This window comes from Paenibacillus sp. V4I9 (assembly GCF_030817295.1).
GTDB lineage: Bacteria > Bacillota > Bacilli > Paenibacillales > NBRC-103111 > Paenibacillus_E.
The window spans coordinates 2,471,457-2,492,119 of record NZ_JAUSZE010000001.1; the positions used below are offsets into that span (position 1 = coordinate 2,471,457).

General features: G+C 46.7%; 20 protein-coding genes. 18 read left to right on the top strand and 2 right to left on the bottom strand.

Annotated features, from left to right (window positions below):
• The first annotated feature begins 46 nt into the window (after positions 1 to 46).
• The 13 genes from lepA to QFZ81_RS11350 all read left to right on the top strand — a co-directional run bounded on the left by lepA (position 47) and on the right by QFZ81_RS11350 (position 13,829).
• Positions 47 to 1,861 (top strand): translation elongation factor 4, encoded by a 1,815-nt coding sequence (gene lepA / locus QFZ81_RS11290; protein ID WP_307444437.1) that lies wholly within the window; start codon positions 47 to 49, stop codon positions 1,859 to 1,861.
• Positions 1,862 to 1,961: 100 nt separating this feature from the next.
• Positions 1,962 to 3,113: a radical SAM family heme chaperone HemW gene (gene hemW, locus QFZ81_RS11295; protein ID WP_307602789.1), complete on the top strand. Its 1,152-nt coding sequence runs from the start codon at positions 1,962 to 1,964 to the stop codon at positions 3,111 to 3,113.
• A gap of 158 nt (positions 3,114 to 3,271) precedes the next feature.
• Entirely contained in the window at positions 3,272 to 3,745 is a 474-nt protein-coding gene (locus QFZ81_RS11300) for an N-acetyltransferase (protein ID WP_307444433.1), read from the top strand.
• Positions 3,746 to 3,856: 111 nt separating this feature from the next.
• On the top strand, positions 3,857 to 4,885 hold the full coding sequence (gene hrcA / locus QFZ81_RS11305; RefSeq protein ID WP_307444431.1) for a heat-inducible transcriptional repressor HrcA: 1,029 nt from the start codon (positions 3,857 to 3,859) through the stop codon (positions 4,883 to 4,885).
• A complete protein-coding gene (locus QFZ81_RS11310; RefSeq protein ID WP_307444429.1) occupies positions 4,882 to 6,423 on the top strand; it encodes a TCP-1/cpn60 chaperonin family protein in 1,542 nt (513 codons plus the stop codon). Before hrcA ends, QFZ81_RS11310 begins: the two co-directional genes overlap by 4 nt.
• Before the next feature lie 60 nt (positions 6,424 to 6,483).
• Positions 6,484 to 7,068 carry a nucleotide exchange factor GrpE gene (grpE, locus tag QFZ81_RS11315; protein WP_307444428.1) on the top strand — a complete coding sequence of 195 codons (585 nt, stop codon included), beginning with the start codon at positions 6,484 to 6,486 and terminating at the stop codon, positions 7,066 to 7,068.
• Positions 7,069 to 7,137: 69 nt separating this feature from the next.
• The gene (gene dnaK, locus QFZ81_RS11320; RefSeq protein ID WP_307602792.1) at positions 7,138 to 8,976 is read left to right on the top strand and encodes a molecular chaperone DnaK; all 1,839 of its coding nucleotides are present in this window, start codon (positions 7,138 to 7,140) and stop codon (positions 8,974 to 8,976) included.
• Between the two features lie 151 nt (positions 8,977 to 9,127).
• Positions 9,128 to 10,243: a molecular chaperone DnaJ gene (gene dnaJ, locus QFZ81_RS11325; protein WP_307444422.1), complete on the top strand. Its 1,116-nt coding sequence runs from the start codon at positions 9,128 to 9,130 to the stop codon at positions 10,241 to 10,243.
• Positions 10,244 to 10,436: 193 nt separating this feature from the next.
• Positions 10,437 to 12,110 carry a PhoX family protein gene (locus QFZ81_RS11330; RefSeq protein WP_307444419.1) on the top strand — a complete coding sequence of 558 codons (1,674 nt, stop codon included), beginning with the start codon at positions 10,437 to 10,439 and terminating at the stop codon, positions 12,108 to 12,110.
• Between the two features lie 106 nt (positions 12,111 to 12,216).
• Positions 12,217 to 12,444 (top strand): twin-arginine translocase TatA/TatE family subunit, encoded by a 228-nt coding sequence (locus QFZ81_RS11335; protein WP_307444417.1) that lies wholly within the window; start codon positions 12,217 to 12,219, stop codon positions 12,442 to 12,444.
• A gap of 3 nt (positions 12,445 to 12,447) precedes the next feature.
• A complete protein-coding gene (tatC, locus tag QFZ81_RS11340; RefSeq protein WP_307444416.1) occupies positions 12,448 to 13,170 on the top strand; it encodes a twin-arginine translocase subunit TatC in 723 nt (240 codons plus the stop codon).
• A 138-nt stretch (positions 13,171 to 13,308) separates the two neighbouring features.
• Positions 13,309 to 13,458 carry a YfhD family protein gene (locus tag QFZ81_RS11345; RefSeq protein ID WP_307444414.1) on the top strand — a complete coding sequence of 50 codons (150 nt, stop codon included), beginning with the start codon at positions 13,309 to 13,311 and terminating at the stop codon, positions 13,456 to 13,458.
• The gene (locus QFZ81_RS11350; RefSeq protein WP_307444411.1) at positions 13,458 to 13,829 is read left to right on the top strand and encodes a hypothetical protein; all 372 of its coding nucleotides are present in this window, start codon (positions 13,458 to 13,460) and stop codon (positions 13,827 to 13,829) included. The genes QFZ81_RS11345 and QFZ81_RS11350 overlap by 1 nt, the downstream gene beginning before the upstream one ends.
• Before the next feature lie 68 nt (positions 13,830 to 13,897).
• Here the strand turns inward: QFZ81_RS11350 and QFZ81_RS11355 are convergent, their stop codons facing one another.
• Positions 13,898 to 14,704, bottom strand: coding sequence for a glycerophosphodiester phosphodiesterase (locus QFZ81_RS11355; protein WP_307444408.1), 807 nt, complete (start codon positions 14,702 to 14,704; stop codon positions 13,898 to 13,900).
• A gap of 244 nt (positions 14,705 to 14,948) precedes the next feature.
• On the opposite strand from QFZ81_RS11355, the gene prmA reads away from it, so the two are divergent.
• From prmA to deoC, 5 genes are all read left to right on the top strand, one after another.
• Positions 14,949 to 15,923 carry a 50S ribosomal protein L11 methyltransferase gene (gene prmA, locus QFZ81_RS11360; RefSeq protein ID WP_307444405.1) on the top strand — a complete coding sequence of 325 codons (975 nt, stop codon included), beginning with the start codon at positions 14,949 to 14,951 and terminating at the stop codon, positions 15,921 to 15,923.
• A gap of 10 nt (positions 15,924 to 15,933) precedes the next feature.
• Positions 15,934 to 16,605 (top strand): site-2 protease family protein, encoded by a 672-nt coding sequence (locus QFZ81_RS11365; protein WP_307602794.1) that lies wholly within the window; start codon positions 15,934 to 15,936, stop codon positions 16,603 to 16,605.
• Positions 16,606 to 16,713: 108 nt separating this feature from the next.
• Positions 16,714 to 17,481: a 16S rRNA (uracil(1498)-N(3))-methyltransferase gene (locus tag QFZ81_RS11370; protein WP_307602796.1), complete on the top strand. Its 768-nt coding sequence runs from the start codon at positions 16,714 to 16,716 to the stop codon at positions 17,479 to 17,481.
• A gap of 5 nt (positions 17,482 to 17,486) precedes the next feature.
• Positions 17,487 to 18,827 carry a tRNA (N(6)-L-threonylcarbamoyladenosine(37)-C(2))-methylthiotransferase MtaB gene (gene mtaB, locus QFZ81_RS11375; RefSeq protein WP_307602798.1) on the top strand — a complete coding sequence of 447 codons (1,341 nt, stop codon included), beginning with the start codon at positions 17,487 to 17,489 and terminating at the stop codon, positions 18,825 to 18,827.
• Positions 18,828 to 18,959: 132 nt separating this feature from the next.
• Complete coding sequence (deoC, locus tag QFZ81_RS11380) at positions 18,960 to 19,643, top strand: deoxyribose-phosphate aldolase (protein ID WP_057303124.1); 684 nt, start codon at positions 18,960 to 18,962, stop codon at positions 19,641 to 19,643.
• Here the strand turns inward: deoC and QFZ81_RS11385 are convergent.
• Positions 19,606 to 20,637: a Na/Pi cotransporter family protein gene (locus QFZ81_RS11385; RefSeq protein ID WP_307602800.1), complete on the bottom strand. Its 1,032-nt coding sequence runs from the start codon at positions 20,635 to 20,637 to the stop codon at positions 19,606 to 19,608. The two genes, deoC and QFZ81_RS11385, sit on opposite strands and share 38 nt — an antisense overlap.
• Between the last annotated feature and the right edge of the window lie 26 nt (positions 20,638 to 20,663).

A 20,663-nucleotide genomic window follows, 5' to 3' on the forward strand; every position in this document is an offset into this window, starting at 1 on the left:
TGCTATAATGAAAATTATTTGCATGTAGTGGGGGTTAGTCTTTAGCATGACGGACATTCGAGAAAGACAACAAAGAATTCGCAACTTTTCAATTATTGCTCATATCGATCATGGCAAGTCAACACTTGCCGACCGCATACTGGAATATACGGGCGCGCTATCATCGCGTGAGATGCAGGAGCAAGTGCTGGACCAGATGGATTTGGAGCGGGAACGCGGAATTACGATTAAACTTCAGGCGGTTAGATTGGCTTATCGTGCTGACAACGGCGTCGATTATATTCTTAATTTAATTGATACACCGGGACATGTAGATTTTACATATGAGGTTTCCCGAAGCCTTGCCGCTTGTGAAGGTGCGCTGCTGGTTGTAGACGCTGCACAAGGTATCGAAGCGCAAACGCTGGCTAACGTGTACCTGGCATTGGAAAATAATTTAGAAATTTTACCTGTTATCAATAAAATCGATCTACCTAGTGCTGATCCTGACAAAGTGAAGCAGGAAATCGAGGACGTTATCGGACTAGATGCCAGCGAGGCTGTTCATGCTTCCGCGAAAGCCGGTATTGGGATTAAAGAGATCATCGAGCAAATTTGTGAGAAAGTGCCGGCTCCGCAAGGAAATCCGGACAATCCGCTGAAAGCATTGATTTTCGATTCCCATTACGATAGCTACAAAGGTGTTATCGTTTATGTGCGTGTCGTTGATGGTTCGATTAAAGCGGGCTCCAAAATCAAAATGATGGCCACGAACAAGGTGTTTGAAGTTATTGAAGTCGGGGCTTTCAAACCGAGAATGGCATCCGTTCCTTCCCTTGAAGTCGGAGATGTTGGATTCGTTGTAGCCGGTATCAAAAATGTAGGAGATACACGAGTCGGGGACACGGTCACGGAAGCAGATCGCCCGGCGCCTGAAGCACTGCCAGGCTACCGCCGGATCAACCCGATGGTGTTCTGCGGACTGTATCCGATCGAAACAACGGATTACAACGATCTGCGCGAAGCTTTGCAGAAGCTGGAGCTGAATGATGCTTCTCTACGTTTTGAACCGGAAACATCTACAGCTTTAGGTTTTGGCTTCCGCTGCGGATTCTTAGGTCTGCTGCACATGGAAATTATTCAGGAGCGGATTGAGCGTGAGTTCAATATTCCGTTAATTACGACGGCGCCAAGCGTTATATATCGCATCACATTAACGAATGGCGATGTAATGGAAATCGATAATCCATCGAACTATCCAGATCCACAGCGAATTGACTTCGTTGAAGAGCCTTATGTCAAAGCATCGGTTATTGTTCCGAATGATTACGTGGGAACGATTATGGAGCTTTGCCAAGGCAAACGCGGTGAATATATGAACATGGAGTACCTGGATACTAATCGTGTGACACTAACGTACGAAATTCCATTATCCGAGATCGTATATGATTTCTTCGATATGTTGAAGTCAAGAACAAAAGGCTATGCTTCATTTGACTATGAAATATCTGGCTACAAGAAATCGAATCTTGTGAAAATGGACATTCTTTTGAATGCTGAGCAAGTGGATGCTCTCTCCTTCATCGTTCACCGTGATACCGCGTATCATCGTGGTAAAATCATTTGCGATAAGCTGAAGGAACTGATTCCGCGGCAAATGTTTGAAGTGCCGATTCAAGCGGCGATTGGACAAAAGATCGTAGCGCGTGAGACGGTTAAAGCGATGCGTAAAAACGTACTCGCCAAATGTTACGGCGGTGACATTTCAAGGAAACGTAAGCTCCTTGATAAGCAAAAAGAAGGTAAGAAACGCATGAAGCAAGTCGGCAGTGTAGAAGTGCCGCAAGAAGCGTTCATGGCTGTTCTTAAAATCGACGAATAGATTGAAATGAAATCGAAGAATAGATTGAAATGAATGAGAAGCTGGGGTGGCAGAGTAACTCTGCCCCTTGGCTTTTTCTTAATAGAAAGGAAATACCCCTATGTTAGTAACCTATACGGCCCCAACAGCTGTGTATATTCATATCCCTTTTTGCACAAACAAATGCCATTATTGCGATTTCAACTCTTATGTACTCAAAGGCCAACCCGTTATGGAGTATCTGGATGCACTTGAGCGCGAGATGGAACTTACGGTTAGGAATAACCCACCGGTTAAGGTGGAAACGATTTTCGTAGGCGGGGGAACACCAACTGTACTGCTTCCTGATCAAATGGAGCGGTTTCTGCGCATGGTTCGTACGTATTTCCCAGCAGACAGCACGGAAGTCGAGTTTTCGATGGAAGCAAACCCAGGTACGACGGATGAAGATAAGCTGGCTGTTATGAAAGAAGGCGGCGTCAATCGAATCAGTTTCGGTGTGCAATCTTTCAATAATGATTTGCTTGCCGCGATTGGGCGTATTCATAATACAGATGACGTTCATAGAAGCATCGCGAATGCCAAAAAGCTAGGTTTCGATAACCTCTCCATTGACTTGATGTTCGGACTTCCCAAACAAACCGTGGATATCATGCAAGCTACCTTAGATGAGGCCTTATCTCTGGATCTGCAGCATTACTCCATCTACAGCCTGAAAGTAGAAGAGAACACGTTGTTTCACACATTGTTCAATAAGAATCAACTGCCTCTTCCAAGTGAAGATGAGGAAGTCGATATGTACGAACTCATCATGAAGAGGTTAGAGGCAGCGGGTTATAAGCAATATGAAATCAGCAACTTCGCTAAACCGGGTCGAGAGAGCAGACACAACTCAATGTACTGGCGGAATCGTTCCTACTATGGACTTGGTGCAGGGGCTCATGGGTATATGAATGGCCAGCGTCATGTGAACGTGAAGGGAATTCAACCTTATATCGATGCTGCAAAGGTAGGCTTGCCGATCATGGAACAATTTGAGGTAACTCGGCAGGAAGCTATGGAAGACTTCATGATGGTTGGTTTGCGATTGCTGGAAGGTGTACGGAACGCGGATTTCATCGATCAATTCGGAATCACCATCGAATCACAATTCGGGGAAACCTTGAATGGCTGGCTGCGAAAACAGCTGCTTGAACAAACGCCGGATGGGTATCGATTGTCCAAACATGGCATCCTGCTTGGCAACGAAGTCTTTGCTTCGTTCCTTGCCTAGGCGAGTAACATAGAGAGACCTGTTTTGATGCAAAAAACTCTTGTGCAAATATACGGTTTATTGTATATTTATACATGAATCCACAAGCGAATCAGCGGCAAAGCCGTAGTGGCGCTAGCGTGGGTTTTATGCATTTTGTTGCGATTGGTGGGATGACAGTGAATCTATCAACTACAGTGTCCGTTAGAAAAGCTTCGATAAGTGATATTGAGAAGCTGCATGATATTATACAAGGCTATGCCAAGCAGGGGATTATGCTGCCACGGAGCAAAGAGATGCTGGAGGAGCAGATCGACACTTTCGTTGTCGCTGAATCGGATGGCTTGCTAATTGGCTGCGGCTCCCTTACACAACTTGGGCCTGATCTTGTTGAGATTCGCTCACTTGGGATGACCCAAGGCTACAAGGGGCAAGGAATCGGCGGAAAACTTGTGAACTTCTTAGTTGAAGAGGCAAGGAGCCAAGGAATTATTAAAGTGATGGCGCTCACGTATGAAGTAGCTTTTTTTCAAAAAAACGGCTTTACCCTCGTGCCCAAAGAGATTTTCCCAGAGAAGGTTTGGAAAGATTGTATGCATTGCAAAAAACAGTATTGCTGCGACGAAATCGCCGTACTTAAACGTTTGGATTGACTTGACAACAGACCTTAGGGTCTGTTATTTTTGTATTAGGATTTAGCACTCACTAAATACGAGTGCTAACGAAAGTGGCAAATAGTGATTTGTGAAGAGGAGGGGTACCTTATGTTGACGGAGCGTCAGCGCATGATTTTAAGTGCTATCATTGATGATTATGTTCGTTCAGCAGAGCCAATTGGTTCGCGAAGTATTTCGAAGCGGGGCAATGTCGGATTCAGTCCGGCGACGATCCGTAACGAGATGTCTGATCTCGAAGAAATGGGTTATTTGGAGCAGCCCCATACGTCCGCAGGTCGTATACCCTCGCACAAAGGTTATCGCTATTATGTCGATCATATTCTTCAACACGGTACTTTGCATAATAACGATTTGGACTCCATGAAGGGTGCTTTTGCCGAACGCATTCAAGAGATGGAAGGTGTGATCCAGCATGTTGCGGGTATGCTCTCCAGTCTTACGAATTATACATCGATCGTGCTTGGCCCTGAGGTATTCAGTACAACGCTGAAACACCTACAGATTATCCCGCTTACAGAGACGACAGCCGTTGCCATTATTGTTATGAACACGGGTCATGTGGAGAATAAAACAGTTTCCATTCCTGAAGGCATACGGATGTCTGAGATCGAGAAGGTCGTTAATATTCTGAATGCAAAGCTTAAAAATGTACCGTTGATAGAGTTTAAATCCAGGCTTTATAATGAAATTTCGAGCGAGTTAAGCAAATATGTGAACGGGTATCAAGAGCTTCTTGCGGTTGTGGAAAGTGTACTTCAAAGTAATGAGAAGGATCGCGTCTTCCTAAGCGGTATGACGAATATGCTGACTCAACCCGAGTTCAAAGATGTTGACAAAGTCAAGAGCATTTTTGATCTATTGGAAGAAGCACCAACCCTTATCAAATTGTTTACATCGTCAAATGAAGGCATTGAGATTAAAATTGGTGCTGAAAATAGTATTGAAGCTATCAATAATTGTAGCTTAATAACGGCTTCCTATTCAATCGGTGATAAGCCTCTTGGAACGATAGGGATTTTGGGTCCTACCCGAATGGAATACGGCAGGGTCATTAGCTTAATGGAGCATTTGTCGAAGCATCTTGAAGTCGTCCTTGGGCGTTGGTATGGCAAATGAGCGGAATGAAAACAGTTCATAGCGAGGGAGAGGAACGTTACTCTACGCTGGTCAACAATGCTGCCGCTGTAAGAGCGATTTGTTCTGCAGTCGAGGGGACACTTGGACCCAAAGGTCTCGATACCATGTTAGTTGGTGGGCAGGGTGAAGTCATTATTACCAATGATGGTGTAACAATTTTGGAAAAAATGGACGTCACCCATCCCGCGGCCAGGTTGATGATTCAGGTCGCACGCAGCCAGCAGCGCCAAATCGGCGACGGTACAACGACGGCAACGGTTCTTGCCGGAGCTTTGGTGCAAGAAGGCGTCGCTCAGGTGACGCGCGGTGTACCGGTCGCGAAGGTCGTCAGCGGAATGCTGCAAGGCATCGAGCTGGCGGTAAAAAGCTTACAAAGCCGAAGCCGCGCGATTGTCGGTTTAGGTGATAGCGCGCTGAAGCGCATTGCTATCACAGCCGGTAGGGAGCAAGCGGACATCGCAAAGCTCATCGTTCAGGCAGCCGAAGCGGTCGGTGAGGCGAAGCTCCGCGAAGACGGCTACCGCTTCGCAGACAGCGTGCTCGCCCACGAAGAGGCGAGCAGCGAGGTATGGACCGGCATTCTGCTGAACCAGAAGCCGATGAACCTGCATCTCGAGCACGAGCTGCGCGATGCTCGAATCCTCGTGCTGCATGATGCTCTGGAGCCTGAGACGGTCAGCGAAGAAGCGCTGGTCACCGAGGCAGGCTTCCAGCGCTACATGCAGCTGCGGGAGCAGTTCCGCAGCAGCCTAAGCTCGCTGCTGGAACTTGGCGTCGGTCTGATTGCATCAGACCGCGGGGTTGACCCAGAGGCGGAGCAGTTCTGCTCCGACCATGGCATTATCGTGCTGCAGCGGCTGTCCCGCAGGGACATGCAGCTGCTGAGCGAGCACACCGGCGCTAGGCCGGTGCGGCGCACAGCGCTGCGCAAGAGCGCGCCGGAGCTCGGCGCCGCCCTCGGGCACGCGGGCTATGCCGCGTACGACGAGCGGCTGGAGCGCGTGCGCGTAGCGCGCGGTCACGGTGAGCAGCACGTGACCGTGATCGTCGGCGCCGCGACACGCGAAGCGGCGCACGAGCGCTCGCGCATCGCGAAGGACGCTGCGTCAGCGGTTCAAGCCGCTGTGCGCGGCGGGTACTTGCCCGGAGGCGGCGCCGCGGAGATGGCGGTCGCCCATGATCTCGAGCGCGTCCGTGAGACGATGAAGGGCATGGAAGGCTTCGGTGTTGCCGCTGTCGCAGGGGCACTTCGCAAGCCAGTGGCCCAGATTGTCGTCAATGCGGGCTACAATCCGCTCGAGAAGGTTGAAGAGCTGAAAGCCGCGCAGATTGCGCTGGAAACCGACAGTCTCGGTATCGATTGCGATACCGGACAAGTAACTGACTTCTTAGAAGCAGGTATTGTGGATCCAGCTGATGTGAAAATTCACGCTCTGCAAGCGGCTGGAGAAGTTGCTGCCGCTGTGCTGCGCATTCATACGGTTATTAAGATGAAACAGCCTTTTGAAGAGGCCTAAAGATGGGCAAACTGACGTCAGAGAGAGTATGATGTATTATGTTTAGGAGGTGAAGGACAATTGAGTACTGGAGAAAACAAAACAGCCGAGCAAGACGTGAACACTACATACGCAGCCGAAGGCGAGCAAGCCGCTGAACAACAAGAAGCGGTGAGCCAAGATTCGCAAGCGGAGGTTTCTGAGGAAACCAAAGAAGTTAGCGAGTTGGATACGGCGCGTATGCAAGCAGAAGAAAACTATCAGCGTTTATTACGCGTTCAAGCGGACTTCGACAACTTCCGCCGCCGCGCTAGAGCGGAGAAGGAAGATTTCGCGAAATACGCTTCGCTTAAATTGATTGAACAGCTTTTACCGATTGTAGATAACTTCGATCGCGCGCTGTCTTCAAGCAAAGAGACGAAGGATTTCGACGCTTTGGTGAAAGGTTTGGATATGACGTACCGCGGCATTGATCAACTGCTAACAGCAGAAGGGCTTAAACCGATCGATTCCGTAGGTCAACCGTTCAATCCGGAATTCCACCAAGCGGTTATGCAGGTTGAATCCGAAGAGCACGAAGAAGGTATCGTGGTAGAAGAACTGCAAAAAGGCTATATCCTCAAAGATAAAGTCATCCGACCTGCCATGGTCAAAGTTAGCGTGTAAGAGATCTTATTTTTTCTCAACATTCAAATAAACGAAATGTTCCATAGGAGCAAAAGGAGGCAGCTTTACATGAGTAAAGTAATTGGTATTGACTTAGGTACAACAAATTCTTGCGTTGCCGTAATGGAAGGCGGCGAAGCCGTCGTAATTCCTAACCCGGAGGGTAACCGTACAACCCCTTCCGTTGTTGGTTTCAAGAAAGATGGCGAGCGTGTAGTTGGTGAAACAGCAAAGCGTCAAGCAATCACAAACCCAGACAAAACAATTAGCTCCATCAAGCGTCACATCGGTACTAACCACAAAGAACACATCGATGGCAAAGATTACACACCACAAGAAATCTCAGCTATTATTCTGCAAAAGCTGAAAGCTGATGCTGAAGCTTACCTTGGTCAAACCGTAACTCAAGCCGTTATTACGGTTCCTGCTTATTTCAATGACAGCCAACGTCAAGCTACAAAAGATGCTGGTAAAATTGCTGGTCTTGAAGTTCTTCGTATCGTCAATGAACCAACTGCAGCAGCACTAGCTTACGGTTTGGAAAAAACAGAAGATCAAACGATTCTCGTTTATGACCTTGGTGGCGGTACATTTGACGTATCCATCCTTGAATTAGGCGATGGTTTCTTTGAAGTTAAAGCAACAAGTGGAGACAACAAGCTTGGCGGCGACGACTTCGACCAAGTCATCATCGATTACCTCGTAGCTGAATTCAAAAAAGAGCAAGGCATCGACCTTTCCAAAGATAAAGCAGCGGTACAACGTTTGAAAGATGCAGCTGAAAAAGCGAAAAAAGAGCTTTCCGGCGTTCTGACAACAACCGTTTCCCTGCCGTTCATTACAGTAGCTGACGGCGTTCCTCAGCATTTGGAGTTGAACCTAACTCGTGCGAAGTTCGAAGAGATTTCCGCTAGTCTTGTTGAAAGAACACTTGGACCAACTCGTCAAGCACTGCAGGATTCCGGTTTGTCCACTAGCCAAATCGATAAAGTAGTTCTTGTTGGTGGATCCACACGTATCCCAGCGGTTGTTGAAGCGATCAAAAAATTAACTGGAAAAGAGCCTCACAAAGGCGTTAATCCAGATGAAGTTGTTGCCCTTGGTGCAGCTGTTCAAGCTGGTGTATTGACAGGTGAAGTGAAAGACGTCGTTCTTCTTGACGTAACACCACTTTCTCTTGGTATCGAAACAGCTGGCGGTGTGTTCACGAAAATGATCGACCGCAACACAACGATCCCTACAACGAAATCACAAGTGTACTCCACTTATGCAGATAACCAAACTAGCGTTGAGATTCACGTGCTTCAAGGTGAGCGTTCGATGGCTAGCGGGAACAAAACACTAGGCCGTTTCATGCTTGGTGATATTCCTCCAGCTCCGCGTGGCGTTCCACAAATCGAAGTTAGCTTCGATATCGATGCGAACGGTATCGTTAATGTGTCTGCACTCGACAAAGGAACTGGCAAAAGCCAAAAAATCACGATTACTTCTTCCAGCGGCTTAAGCGATGCAGAAGTTGAACAAATGGTGAAAGATGCGGAAGCTCATGCTGAGGAAGACCGTACCCGTAAAGAGCTTGTAGAAGCTCGCAACGAAGCGGATCAACTCGTATATTCCGTTGACAAAACGATCAAAGATCTTGGCGATAAAGTAGACCAAGGTGAGATCGACAAAGCGAACGCTGCAAAAGAGAAAGTAACAGCTGCACTAGCTGGTAATGAACTCGAAGCGATCAAAAAAGCAACAGAAGAGCTGACAGAAGTCATTCAGCAACTTTCCGTGAAGCTGTATGAGCAAGCTGCTGGGGCACAAGGTGCTGAAGGCGATGCTGGTGCTGGCGAAGCCCCTAAAGGCAGAGAAAATGTTGTCGACGCTGACTACGAAGTTGTTGACGAACCCAAAAAATAATCATATCCTATTGAGATGAAGTTTAAAAAGTTGACTTTGAAAGCCATTTTTTAAACACTTATTTGAAATGAAAACGTATGAGTCAAAGCCAACAGGAGTTTCTCCGTGGCTTTGACTTTCCGTTTGTAGTCTTGAACATGGGAGTGGAACAATGAGTAAACGTGATTATTATGAGGTGCTTGGGCTAGGCAAAGATGCATCGCAAGATGATATCAAGAAGGCTTACCGTAAAATGGCACGTCAGTATCACCCTGACGTGAACAAAGCCGCAGATGCGGAAGATAAATTCAAAGAAGCGAAAGACGCTTATGATGTACTCAGCGATGATCAGAAAAAAGCTCAGTATGACCGCTTCGGTCATGTTGATCCTAATCAGGGCATGGGTGGCCAAGACTTCAGCGGCGGCTTTGGGGATATTTTTGATATGTTCTTTGGCGGTGGCGGCGGTGGAAACCGTCGTAACCCGAATGCTCCGCAGCGTGGAAATGATTTGCAATACACAATGACGGTTGAGTTCAAAGAAGCGATTTTCGGGAAAGAAACCGATATCCATATTCCTCGAACTGAAAATTGTGATACGTGTAACGGATCCGGTGCTAAGCCAGGTACGAAGCCAGAAACTTGCGGCGGTTGTCACGGCAGCGGTCAGCAGGAAGTGGTACAGAATACGGCGTTTGGCCGTATTGTTAACCGTCGTGTCTGTACGACGTGTAATGGCCAAGGGAAGATCATCAAAGAAAAATGCGGAACGTGTCATGGCGCTGGTAAGGTGAAAAAACAGCGTACCATCCACATCAAGATTCCTGCTGGTGTTGATGATGGCGCACAACTGCGTGTATCCGGCGAAGGTGAAGGCGGAACTCGTGGAGGTCCTGCGGGCGATCTTTACGTCGTTATTCGTGTGAAAACACACGAATTCTTCGAACGTGAAGGCAATGACGTCTATTGTGAAGTTCCATTAACCTTCATGCAGGCAGCGTTAGGTGATGAGATCGAGATTCCAACGCTCACTGAAAAGGTTAAGCTCAAAATTCCTGCTGGTACCCAAACCGATACGTATTTCCGCTTAAAAGGTAAAGGGGTTCCTCACCTTCGCGGCTTCGGTCAAGGTGATCAGCACGTGAAAGTCATTGTAATGACGCCAACGAATCTGACCGAAGATCAAAAGGATTTACTCCGTCAGTTCGGTAAACAAAGCGGGGAAAATACTTCTGAGCAAAATCAATCGATATTTGAACGTATGAAAAGAGCCTTCTTAGGCGATTAATAGCCATCGAGAAGTATGAAACACCCCACAGAGCTTTCACAGAGATTAATCTGTTGAAAGTTTCATGTGGGGTGTTTTTTTTATTTATTCCTTCATTTACAAAATATTTAAATGAGCAAAACACTGTGTTGATGTTCACAACGTAAGCTTGTCTTAGAAGTCTAATAAATTTCTAAGGGAGTTGTACATATCAATGGAAAAAAATATTGACCGCCGTACGTTCTTATCTTACCTCGGTACCGGAGCTGCCGCATTAGCAGCAGCATCTGCAGGACTAGGTACTCTCGAAGGCAAAGCATCCGCTATGTCGCCAACTGCAGACCACTTGTTTGGTTTCGGGACCAACAAAGTAAGCGGTTATTTCGAACCGATTGCGGCATCTAAAGAAGATAAATTGATATTGCCGAAGGGCTACAAATACGATGTAGTTGCAGCATTCGACGATGTGATTAACAGTGCAGGAGATAAGTTTGGTCAATGCGCAGATTATAATGCCTTTTTCCCGATCAACGGATCGAATACACGCGGGTTGTTGGCAACAAATCATGAATACTCCCTCATTTTCTCAGTAGGCCCGGTAAAAGACGGTAAGCTTACGAAAGAACAAATTGAAAAAGATCTTTATTATCAAGGAATGTCCGTCATTGAAGTATTCCAAGATGAGACCGGCACATGGAAAATGGACAAGACTTCTAAATATGCGCGTCGAATTAACGGTTTCACTAAATTTGAACTTACTGGTCCTGCCAAAGGTATTGCGGCATTAAATAACGCAAACACAGTACAAGGGACCTTTGCCAACTGCTCCGGCGGAGTTACTTTATGGAATACGGTTTTGTCTTGTGAAGAAAACTTCACTGAAACTGCTGAATCAGCTGGATTGCCTCAAACGCACTATGGCTGGGTTATCGAAGTGGATCCATTCGACGGTACGTTCTTGAAGAAACATACGGCATTAGGTAGATTCAACCATGAAAACACCGCTATGGGAATTGCTAAAGACGGACGTGTTGTTGTTTATATGGGAGATGACAAGAAAGACGCTTGTGTGTACAAGTTTATTTCCAAATACAAATATGAAGCAGCATTGGGTCGCGGTAATTCCGCTTTGTTATCTGAAGGTACCTTATATGTGGCTAACTTGAAATCCGGCAAATGGATTCCAGTGACGATCGAAGCTGTTACTAAAGCTTTGGCCAATGAGAAGTTCAAAAATCCGGCTGGTATAAGCGGCAAAAGGGAAGATTTGCAAAAGAAATTCCAAAACCAAGGTGATGTTGTTACATACTGTCATGAGGCTGCTCTTATTCTTGGTGGCATGCCTACGGATCGTCCGGAAGATATCGAGATCTCACCATTCGATAACACCGTATTTATCTGCCATACGAACAATGATGCCCACGGTAATATTCATGGTCATATCACACGAATTTTTGAGAAGGATAATGATCTTGGAGCAACAGATTTTGATTTTGAGATATTTGCAGCTGGAGGCCGCCAATCCGGCTTCAGCTCACCTGACAATCTAGCATTCGATTCAAATGCAAATTTATGGGTTGTTACAGACATTTCCTCAAGCAGCCATAATAAAGGCGTGTTCTCATCATTTATGAACAATGGATTATTCGTTATCCCAACCAAAGGTCCAAGCAAGGGTGTTGCCTTGCAGTTTGCCTCAGGACCTGCAGAAAGTGAAATGACAGGCCCATTCTTTACGCCGAATGAACAAACGTTGTTCCTTTCCATCCAGCATCCAGGTGAATTGACTACTGATTTGGCTAAGCCTACAAGCATGTGGCCACACCGTTCAGGTGATACAATACCTCGCTGTGGCGTAGTTGCAATCAGCGGATTCAAACTTGGTTAGTGCATGTAGTAGGTAAGCAGTCCAAAAACGAAATTGTAAAATCCCCACTGCATGGTGGGGATCTTCATCTAATCAGTAGCTATCTACTCAAAAGGAGATCATTCATATGCCATTCGGAAATATCGGTGTAGGCGGACTTATTGTTATTCTGGTCATTGCTCTTATTGTTTTTGGACCTTCCAAATTGCCTGAGCTAGGACGTGCTTTCGGTCGTACGTTAAGTGAATTTAAGAACGGAACTCGCGAACTGTTAAACGGAGATAAGGAAGAAAAAGAAGAACAGAAGAAAGTAGAAGATTTGAAGCCGCATGTAGCTGCAGCTGATAAAAATTAAACAATGTTAAGCGCGGTGAACACTTCCATTAAGCAAGGATCCGTTGTCTTACATCTAGAGGAAATGCGCAAAAGAATAATTATTACGCTTGTCGCCTTTTTTATTTCGTTTTGCGTCGCTTTTGTTTATGTTCAAGACGTATATCGTTGGCTAGTACGTGATGTAGAAGGTAAGCTTACGATACTCGCTCCGTCCGATGTCATTTGGGTATATTTCATGCTTAGCGGTGTTTTGGCTATAGCTATTACGATGCCCATTTTAGCATGGCAAGCTTGGCTCTTTGTAAAGCCTGCGCTTCGTGCTCATGAATATAAGGCGACCCTTGCTTTTATACCAGCTTTAGCTTTGCTGTTTATAATCGGGGTTTGCTTCGGTTACTTTATCATCTATCCGATGGTATATTCCTTTTTGGAAGGGATGGCCGGAAACTTCGAAACGATGTATACGGCTGAGAAATACTTTACGTTCATGGTGAATATGACGGTGCCGTTCGGTGTTTTATTTGAAATGCCGGTAGTCGTGATGTTCCTGACGCAAATTGGTGTGCTTTCACCGAAAAGAATGGCTAAAATGCGCAAACTAGCTTATTTTGTGTTGGCGGTTACCGCTGTAACCATAACGCCACCCGATATCATCTCGGACATTCTAGTCATCATTCCCCTATTCTTGTTGTATGAAATCAGCGTGACCCTTTCCAAATTGATTTATAAAAGGCAGCAAAAATGAATAAGATGTCTGAATGTTGTATAAAAGATGACCGTCTGCGAGAGAGGCGGTCATCTTCTTTTTGTGGCATAAAAAAATCATGCTTTGGCACAATAAAAAATGGATGAAAATTCAACGGTGTTTAAAGGAGGTTTACAAATGAATCAGAAACAAAACCAGGATGAGCAAAGCAAGTTGCCTGTGGCAAAAAACGAGGATGTTGAGTTCGCTGCAGAAGTAGCTGATGCCGATGATTTCGAGGCGGCTGAGAGAGCGCAAGCAGCGGATTACAGACAGGAAGAACAGTAATGGCGGAGAAAAGTATTCTCGCCTATTTTCATTCACCGGAGCAAGCAGAGGGAGCAGCTTCCAAGCTGAAAGCACTGCGTGCTATTGACGTTCAGGTAGATCGATTCGGCAGATATGCAGGCAGTGGTTTGCAATCCGTGATGAATCCCTATGCGGGGGACTTCGGAAGCTTGGGTTCGTTAACCCAGGCGGCAGATGTATCTACACCAGATGAAGGAATCTTGATTGCGGCAGATCCAGCGGCAAGCGGTTTAAGCGACGGTGGAGGTGGCGGTGTAACGGGAATTGACATTATACTGGCTGTCGTCATCGACGATGCTGTCTATGAGCAGGCGGTACGTGTCATTCAAAGCGCAGGCGGAACTATGTAAGTTCAAAAAAAGCATCTAATCAAAAGGCTAGTGCCTGTATGATTAGATGCTTTTCATATATAAAGTGTTTATTGCCCGCTCATGACTTGAACAAGTTGCTCTGGACGGTCCGTAATAATACTGGATACACCGAGTGCAAGCATCTGCTTCATGATAGACGGTTGATTGACCGTCCATACATAGACTTCCTTCTGATGTGTCTCGGCAAGCTTCATGAATGATTCAGTTACGAGGGGATAGGCTGCAGAAATAACATCGTAATCAGAACTCCCCATGATGGCGTCAATGTTTTCCGTGTTCTGCCCCACAATAAGACCGGTCTTAATCTGAGGATTGAGCTTTTTCACGTTATAAAGCAGCTTTGCATCAAATGATGTCACCGTGCATTCCTTTTCAAAGCTGTGTGCTTGGATAATATCGACTGTTTTTTCAGCGAGCAGCTTACTATGGCCGTTATTTTTCATTTCGATATTCAGCTTTATATGACCTTTGGCTAAACCTATGACTTCATCCAGCGTTGGCACGTGCTCATCTAGAAAATCCGAACTAAACCAGTTGCCTGCGCTTGCCTCTTTTAACTCCGATGAGGTTACTTCCCACATGTATTTATTAATTCCCGTCGTACGGAGGGCATTGTCATCGTGCATAACCATGACGACTCCGTCAGCTGACTCTTGGACATCCAGTTCAGCAATACCTGCCCGATCGATGATGGCTTGACGAAAGGAGCGGAGCGTATTCTCGGGCGTGACTGCGGAACTGCCGCGATGTGCGGTAACTTGGCTATAGTTATCCGCAAGCAAGGGTGTTGTTGTGAATGGGGCTACCAACTCAACGGATAGGAAAACAAGCAAGAATAAGAGTGTTTTGAACATGGGAAGACTCCGTTCTAAGGATTAATAATGTCGGACTTGGGGATAAGTTCAGTCTACTTTTCAATCTATCATGAAGGTATTAGGAAGTTGTTAGGAAGAGGAATAATATTAGAGCGCTTACAAGTTGTACGCCATTTTACCCAAGAAGAGAAGTGTAGTACAATAATCAGTGTGAAAATAGCCCAAATAGCCGATTAGGGCTTGGTTTATTTGTAAGTGATAACCGACAGGAGGAGCAATACCGATGCTTTGGCAGGAATTAACTGTACATACGACAGAAGAAGCAATAGAAATGATTACGAACTTTGTTCATGAACTGGGCGCCGGGGGCGTTTCCATTGAAGAATCAGGGACCTTAAACAAAGAGAGAGATACCTCGTTTGGTCAATTGTACGAAACACCTTTTAACGATATCCCAGAGGGAAGAGCCGTCATTAAAGGTTACTTCTACCATGGCACAGATATGGAACCTATCATGGCTAACCTGAAGGAATCTGTTGAGCAGCTTAAAGAATTCGATATCGATACTGGAAATCCTACATTTGAGTTAATAGAAGTTGACGATGAGGATTGGGCGCATGCTTGGAAGCAGTATTTTAAACCTATTCGCGTGTCTGACCGTTTGACGATTAAACCAACATGGGAAGAGTATACGGCTTCGCCTGATGAATTGATCTTGGAGCTTGATCCCGGGATGGCTTTCGGTACAGGTACACATGCGACAACATCTCTTTGTTTAAAAACACTGGAGAAGGTGCTCCAGCCAGGAGACGACGTCATTGATGTGGGAACTGGTTCCGGTATTCTTTCGATTGCAGCTGCGAAGCTAGGTGCGAAGCATGTACTTGCTGTTGACTTGGATCCGGTAGCTGTGACGAGTGCGCTTGATAATACAAAACAGAATCAGCTCGAAGATAAGATTACTGTCAAACTTAGTGATTTACTCGGAGTACTGAAAGAAAGCGAGACCGAAGACGCTGCGCAGCTGGGTGTCACAATTCCTGTACAGCTGGTTGTTGCGAATATTTTGGCTGAAGTCATTGTTCTTTTCGTAGATGATGTGTATGAAGTCTTGCAGCAAGGTGGTTACTATATCACCTCAGGGATTATTACAAACAAAGAAGCTGATGTCGAAAAAGCACTAATTGCAGCCAAATTTACGATCGTAGAGAAAAACTATGATTCGAATTGGGTAGTGATTGTAGCTAGAAAGCTGTAGGTGTCCATACATGGGAGGATTATTGTTTTATGACTGGAGTACATTGCCGTTTGTTATTCTAGTGCTCGTTCTTTCGTTTACCATTCATGAATTTGCTCATGCGTATAGCGCCTATAAATTAGGAGATTCTACGGCTTATCAGTTCGGCAGAGTTTCCTTAAATCCGATGGTCCATCTAGACTTGTTCGGTACGATTATGCTTTTGATTGCTGGTTTTGGTTGGGCGAAGCCTGTACCAGTGAACCGCGGCAATTTCAAGAGTCCCCGCTTGATGGGGATTATCGTAACGGCAGCAGGCCCGCTCAGCAACTTGATTTTGGCATTTATTACATTGTTTGTTATAGCGTTATTTCAGAAATATGGTTGGTTAGAAGGCATGAGTGTGGGTAGTGCCGAAGCTATGCAAGAATTTCTGAGTAAGATGTTAAGCATTAATTTAACCTTGTTTCTGTTCAATTTAATTCCGATTCCACCATTAGATGGTTACCGTATTATTCAAGATCTGGTGGACCTGAGATACACGGAGTCGCTGCAGAAGTTTGAACAATGGGCATCGGTCATTTTCCTGTTAGTTGTATTTGTAAGACCATTACGTCAAGTGACTTTAGATCCCTACTTAAGTTTGGGTGGAGACATCGTCCGCATTTTATCAAAGCCGATTGTTTGGATCTTGGGTATGTAACGGTTCCAAATTCAACCCATTGTAGATTTCCACGACCAAAAAAGGTATGATGGTGAGTGGAAGTTTCACTTCAATATCGAAATGAACGAAGATAGAGAGGCTTAGACTATGCAGCGTTATTTTCTCCCGCCTGAGCAGTTTCACGAAGCTACACATACAGTCACCATAGAGGGAGACGACGCACATCATCTGATTCGAGTCATGCGAGCAGACATTGGAGACAAGATTATTTGCAGTAATGGCGTAGACCGTGAAGTGCTCGCTCGTATTTCGGAGCTGGATAAAGGGCAAGCGACCGCAGAAATCGTGGAAGAGCTGCCTATGGATGCTGAAGCGGCTGTTCAGGTGTGGATTGCACAGAGCTTGCCCAAAGGCGATAAGATGGAACTTATTATTCAAAAAGGGACTGAGATCGGGGCAGCCCGGTTTCTTCCTTTTTTATCAGAACGAACGATTGTGCAGTACGATGCAAAGAAAGAAGCAAAACGCACCGAACGTTGGCAGAAGATTGCCAAAGAAGCGGCGGAGCAAGCTCACCGAAATCGTGTGCCGCACGTAGATTCCGTTTATTCTTGGAAGCAGCTGCTGCAGCGTGCGAAGGAAGCGGATGTCGCTTGGATTTGCTATGAGAAGGAAGAAGGTCAGCAATTAAAGCCTGCTATTCAGGAAGCGCAAGCAGCCGGTAAATTGGGGCTAGGGAAACAAGTGCTGATTGCGGTTGGCCCTGAAGGTGGTTTTACGGAACAGGAAATTAAGCAGGCTGAAGAGGCTGGCTTCGCTTCCGTGTCGCTGGGGGCACGCATTTTACGCACGGAGACTGCCGCAATGGTAGGTCTTACGTGTCTTTTCTATGAAACCGGAGAGATGGGAGGATAAGCGTTATGGCAACGATAGCGTTTCATACATTAGGTTGTAAAGTAAATTTCTATGATACAGAGGCCATTTGGCAGCTATTCAAAAATGAGGGTTACGAGCAGGTTGATTTCGAGAATACGGCAGATGTGTATGTCATTAATACATGTACCGTTACGAATACAGGGGATAAGAAGAGCCGCCAAATGATTCGTCGTGCGATTCGTCGTAATCCTGAAGCCATTGTTGCCGTAACTGGATGTTACGCGCAGACGTCACCAGCGGAAATTATGGCGATTCCAGGCGTGGATATGGTGATCGGGACACAGGATCGGGAGAAAATTATTCCGCTCGTGAAACAATTTGAGCAAGATCGTCAGCCGATCAATGCCGTACGCAACATTATGAAAACACGTCAGTTCGAGGAACTGGATGTGCCTGATTTTGCCGATCGGACAAGAGCTTTTCTTAAAATCCAAGAAGGCTGCAATAACTTCTGCACCTTCTGCATTATTCCATGGTCACGCGGATTGATGCGCAGTCGTGAACCGCAAAGCGTTATAGCGCAAGCTGAGCAGCTTGTGGCTGCTGGTTATCTAGAAATCGTACTGACGGGTATTCACACTGGTGGATATGGCGAAGATATTGAGGACTACAGCTTAGCGAAGCTGCTTTGGGATTTGGATAAGGTAGAAGGATTGAAACGGATTCGTATTTCCTCGATTGAAGCTAGCCAAATTACAGATGAAGTCATCGAAGTTCTGAAGTCCTCGGACAAAATGTGCCGTCATCTGCATATCCCGCTGCAAGCTGGCGATGATCAAGTTCTCGCACGGATGCGCAGAAAGTATACAACAGCGGAATTCGCTCGCAAGATCGAACGTCTTCATGAAATCATGCCGGATGTCGCGATTACGACCGACGTTATTGTTGGCTTCCCAGGTGAAACTGAGGAAATGTTCCGCGACGGTTACAAGTTTATGGAGCAAATGAAATTCTCCGAAATGCACGTTTTCCCTTACTCCAAACGGACAGGTACTCCTGCTGCGCGGATGGAAGATCAAGTGGATGAGGAAATCAAAAATGTCCGCGTACACGAGCTGATCGATCTTTCCGAGAAAATGCAGCTTGCTTACGCGCAGAAATTTGTAGGTGATGTGCTTGAAGTCATTCCGGAACGAGCTTACAAAGGCGCTCCTGACAGCGGATTGTACATGGGTTACTCCGATAATTATGTGCAGCTTGTGTTCCAAGGCTCCGAAGATATGATCGGTCAAGTTTGCCGAGTGAAGGTAACGGAAGCCGGTGTTAATGAAAGCAAAGGACAGCTGGTTCGTGTTTTAGAAGCGGCTAATGTCGTGAATTTGTAATGCGTTTCTCTTAAGGCTATAAAATCTACCTCTAAACGTAGTCGCTCATCTTGAATGGCTATGCTAGAGGTTTTCTCATTAAAGGGTTTAAATAGGGAATGGTTTCAAAAATCAAAAGATGAGGTGCATCAAATGAGTACTTTGAGCGCAAAGGAAATTGCAAAATACATCGATCATACGTTACTAAAACAAGATGCGAGCACAGCTGCGATCCACAAACTGTGTGAGGAAGCTGCGAAGCACCAGTTTTTTAGTGTTTGTGTAAACTCCCAGTTTGTTGGAACAGCAAGTAAAGCACTAGAAGGAACAGGTGTAAAGGTTGCTGCTGTTGTTGGCTTCCCGCTTGGCGCAAGCTTGAGCGAAGTGAAAGCTTTTGAAGCGGCTAAGGCAGTAGAGAATGGGGCTGCTGAAATTGACACTGTCCTGCCGATTGGCTTATTGCTTGAAGGGCAGTATGACGCTGTTCGTTCTGACATTAAACAAGTTGTGGACGCTGTAAAAGGCAAAGCGATTGTTAAAGTAATTATGGAAACGGGTTTCCTAAATGATGAGCAAAAAGCAGCAGCTTGTCGACTTTCTGAAGAAGCAGGCGCTCATTTCGTTAAAACATCTACAGGCTTTGGTCCTGGTGGGGCTACGGTGGAAGACGTTCGTTTAATGCGCCAAAACGTATCCGATACGATTGGTGTGAAAGCATCGGGTGGCGTTAGAGACTTACAAACTGCGATTGCTATGATTGAAGCGGGGGCAACAAGATTAGGGACAAGCTCTGGTGTTGCTATTGTGAGTGGAACTCAAGACGCTTCCACATATTAAGATAGCATAACGGCAAAGCGAGCAAGGAACATACGATATTGAATATCGTTTGGGAACGGGCAATTTGTTCGGAAGCATCGTTGGCAAGAAGAGCTGAAAGGCTTACGAGCTGATGGATGAAGGGATAGAATAGCACTGCGCCTCCGACATTGAGGAGGATATGCGACCAGGCGACGTATCGCCCGGCGCGGGAACTGCTCATCCCGGCGATTAGTGCGGTTACACAAGTGCCGACATTGGCACCGATGGTTATCGCTACGCCAAGCTCGACGGGAATGCCTTGAACAGCTGCGAGGCCCATCGCCATCGCAATGACAGCTGCACTGCTGTGTACAAGCGCGGTGACCGCGGCACCGGCGATGACGCCCCACAGCAGACTGTGCTGCGCCTGGAGCACGAACCAGGCGAACAGACCTCGGGACTGCAAAGCTGGCCCGATGGTTTGCATGATCTCGATGCCGAGCAGCACGAGAGAGAAGCCGCTGACCGCAAGCGACCCGTAGCGGACGCTGCGCAGCCAGCTTCGCCCGCCGATGGTGGCGGACGAGCCGATTGTCGCCGCTAGCGGTTGCGCGGCGGTAGCAGTGGGGGCCCTGCCCTGCGGGAGCGGCCCAGCAAACCAGCTCGCGAGCCAGATGCCGGCGCTCGCGAGTAGCATCGGCACGCCGATGCCACCGAGGCTGAGTCCGATCAGCTCGGTGGTGAGACACGTGCCGATGTTCGTTCCGAGAATGACGCCGAGCGTTCTCGGGAAGGTCAGTACGCCAGCGCCTACGAGGCCGATGGCGATTACAGTAATGGCGGTGCTGCTTTGGAGCGCCGCCGTGAGTACGGTGCCGGTGGCGAGGCCGCGTACCGGCGTGCGGGTAAACCGCTCCAGCCACAGCTGGAGGCGAGGGCCTGCCCACCGCTGAAGTGCGGTTTCCATCAACTTCATCCCGAACAGAAATAGAGCTAAGCCTGTCAATACAGGCAGTACGATGGCAGTTATCATTGCAGCAGATCTCCTTTGCGAGCTTG